The organism is Mucilaginibacter sp. (assembly GCF_036383575.1).
Taxonomy (GTDB): Bacteria; Bacteroidota; Bacteroidia; order Sphingobacteriales; family Sphingobacteriaceae; genus Mucilaginibacter.
This window is the reverse complement of record NZ_DASVOB010000717.1, coordinates 1-2,934: the sequence shown is the minus strand read 5'-3', so window position 1 is coordinate 2,934 and position 2,934 is coordinate 1. Positions and strand designations below refer to the sequence as shown.

The 2,934-nt window shown below is 43.8% G+C and carries 3 protein-coding genes and 1 pseudogene; 1 reads left to right on the top strand and 3 read right to left on the bottom strand.

Features of this window, described 5'->3' with window-relative positions; genetic code table 11:
- Positions 1–128 precede the first annotated feature (128 nt).
- From VF500_RS25745 to modA, 3 genes are read right to left on the bottom strand one after another with little or no spacing between them, the layout of a single operon-like run.
- Positions 129–755 (bottom strand): sulfate/molybdate ABC transporter ATP-binding protein, encoded by a 627-nt coding sequence (locus tag VF500_RS25745; RefSeq protein ID WP_330862405.1) that lies wholly within the window; start codon positions 753–755, stop codon positions 129–131.
- Positions 752–1,423, bottom strand: coding sequence for a molybdate ABC transporter permease subunit (gene modB, locus VF500_RS25740; protein ID WP_330862404.1), 672 nt, complete (start codon positions 1,421–1,423; stop codon positions 752–754). Before modB ends, VF500_RS25745 begins: the two co-directional genes overlap by 4 nt.
- A 16-nt stretch (positions 1,424–1,439) precedes the next feature.
- Positions 1,440–2,216, bottom strand: a complete 777-nt coding sequence (gene modA / locus VF500_RS25735; protein WP_330862403.1) for a molybdate ABC transporter substrate-binding protein — start codon at positions 2,214–2,216, stop codon at positions 1,440–1,442.
- 220 nt (positions 2,217–2,436) lie between these two features.
- Here modA and VF500_RS25730 point away from each other — a divergent pair.
- Positions 2,437–2,934: pseudogene (locus VF500_RS25730) on the top strand (glucosylceramidase); the annotation flags it as partial.

Here is a 2,934-nt window from a genome sequence, read left to right as displayed (position 1 = left end):
TCCAGCCGAGTGGTAACTATTTAACGGCCTCTGGCCGTCGGGTTTACGTAGGCCGGAGGCCTTGGGATAATTGCCACTCGGCTGGAGCCGAGCGGCGGCGGAAACGGTAAGACTGATTTATAAAGTATTTAAACCAACCCCTCAAAATCTATCACCTCACCATCAAACATTTCCAACTCCTGCAAATTATGGCTTACAATAATGGTTGTGATATCCAATTGTTTGATCAAAGATTTAAGTTCAGCTATCAACAATGTTTTCATCTTACTGTCCAGGGCCGAAAATGGCTCATCCATCAACAGCAGCTTGGGTTTAATGGCCAGCGCCCTTAATATCGCCAGCCGTTGTTGCTGCCCCCCGGACAGATGATCGGGTTTATGATTGGTAAACTTATCCAGCTGGCCCAGTTGCAGCAGTCGCTTTATCCAGCCGGCATCATTTGTGGCATATTCCAGGTGTTGCTGTACCGTCATGTTCGGGAACAGTGCATAGTTTTGAAACACGAAACCTGCATTCCTTTTTTGGGGAGATACATTGATTTTCGACCCTGAATCAAACCAGGTAACGTCATTGACTATGATTTTCCCGTTTTCTGGCGATGACAGCCCGGCGATCATTTTCAGCAGCGTGGTTTTCCCTGATCCCGAAGGCCCTAAAATTTTGGTAATGCTTCCTTTATTAAACTGCTTCTTGATCGGGAGCAATTGCCCGCCATTGTAGGCCTTTAATTTTATTTCAATATCGATGCTGATCATGCTAAGGGCCCTTTCGCCTGGTATTTATTAAACACAAAAACAGCTATCACCAAAACAAACGTTATAGAAAATAAGATCAGCGAATAATTATTGGCCGATGTATAATCCATTTTCTCTACCGAATCATATACCGCAATAGACGCTACCCTTGTAATGCCGGGGATGTTCCCCCCTATCATCAGCACCACACCAAACTCGCCCAGCGTATGGGCAAAGGTTAAAACGGCAGCAGTTAATAACGACGGTTTAATATTGGGCAGTAATACATTCCTGAAAGTTTGCCATTCGGTTTTACCCAGGGTGTACGATGCCTCGGCTAAGGAACCCGGCAATTGCTGCAAAGCCGATTTTACAGGCCCAACCATAAATGGCATGCTATAAATTACCGAAGCCAGGATCAGCCCCGGAAAAGAAAAAACCAGCTGTACATCAAAAGAATCATGCAACCATTTCCCCAAGCCATGCTGCGGACTAAAAGCCAGCAGCAAATAAAAGCCCAGCACGGATGGCGGTAACACCAGAGGCATGGTAATAATTGCTTCAATAATGATTTTGATAAATGACCTTCCTCTTGAAAGCCACCAAGCAAATGGCAGCCCAACAAGCAGCAGCAACAGGGTGGTGATCCCCGCTAACTTTAATGTGAGCCATATGGGCGAAAGGTCCATTGGTTAAAAATACAAATTATTGAACCCGGTAGCCGTATGTCTTAAAAATACTTTTAGCAGCAGGGCTTAAAATGTAGCGATAAAATTTTTCGGCCGAAGGGTTATCTGCGCCGTGTTTGAGGATCACGATACCCTGTAATATCGGATCGTATGTTTTAGGGTCGACGACTTTATAATACAAGAGTGTTTTATTCCCTAACTCTTTAACCAGCGATTGGGTAGTGAACCCAACATCGGCTACACCGGTAGTTATATAAGTATTCACCTGCGATATACTTTCACCATAAACTGTTTTCTGTTTAGCGTCGTCCAAAATTCCTTTATCCTGCAACGATTGTTCCGCGGCTTTGCCATAAGGTGCGATGGACGGGTTAGCTATGGCAATTTTTTTTACCCTTGCCGAAAGCAGCAGGCGTTCCCAATTTTCAAAACCGATGTTTTGCGTGCTGCAAATGATCAGGCTGCCGGAAGCATACACTACCGGCTTTTCTTTAGCGAATCCATTTTTAAACAGGGTTTCGGGAAAGCTCATGTCGGCCGATAAAAAAACATCAAACGGAGCACCATTACTGATCTGGGCTACCAATTTGCCCGACGATCCTATAACTACATCAATGGTGATACCTGTTTTCTGCTTAAAATCTTTTTGTAAAACCTCCATTACCGGCTGCAGGTTAGCGGCCGCCGCAACCCGTAGGTTTTGTGCATTTGCCGTTAAACCTACCGTAAACAGCAGGGCAAATAAAAAAAATATAATTTTTTTTGGCTTGGTATTGTATTGTTCGCTTTGCATAGGTTTTATAGTTTTTTGCCTTGCCGGCAATCGTTTCGTTTGGTATTGAAGCGTATCATAATTTTCTAAAAACGGCCTTTTGATACCATAACACCACAAATATACGCTTGTTATAGCCATTAGCGGTTCATATATTAGTAATGTTAAGCTATCAAATAAACCAATTTTTAACAAAAAAGCTGTTAAACTTCATGCAATCCGGCTTTAAATATGTCCCCTGATGAAAAATAATTTTACACGCGTTCTGTTAGCCTCATTTATTACTATCGGTGTTTTTAGCGGGGAAGCCTGCGGAAAAAAATCAACCGCGACACCAACGCCAACTCCCCCCGTTGTTACCCCTCCGGTAGTAACGCCAACCAAAAGCGATGTTGCCATGTGGCTCACCACTGCCGACCAGGTTACCTCCTTCGCCAAACAAAATGTGTCGATAAATTTCGGTACAACAGCGGGCAGCGGTTCAACTATAAATATCAATGCGGTCACTACCTACCAAACTATTGATGGCTTTGGCTATTGCCTTACCGGCGGCAGTGCTATGGTGCTCAATAAACTAACTGCCCAAAAGCAGGACGAAGTATTGAAAGATCTTTTCATGACCGATGATACCCATATCGGTGTAAGTTATCTCCGTATCAGCATTGGTGCCTCTGACATGAGCGCTACCGATTATACTTATGACGAAGTTACACCAGGTCTTACAGATATTGATTTGAAA

Excerpts from the sequence above, each read along its gene's own strand:
- VF500_RS25745 (WP_330862405.1), bottom strand. The coding sequence starts at position 755 with ATGATCAGCATCGATATTGAAATAAAATTAAAGGCCTACAATGGCGGG.
- modB (WP_330862404.1), bottom strand. The coding sequence starts at position 1,423 with ATGGACCTTTCGCCCATATGGCTCACATTAAAGTTAGCGGGGATCACC.
- modA (WP_330862403.1), bottom strand. The coding sequence starts at position 2,216 with ATGCAAAGCGAACAATACAATACCAAGCCAAAAAAAATTATATTTTTT.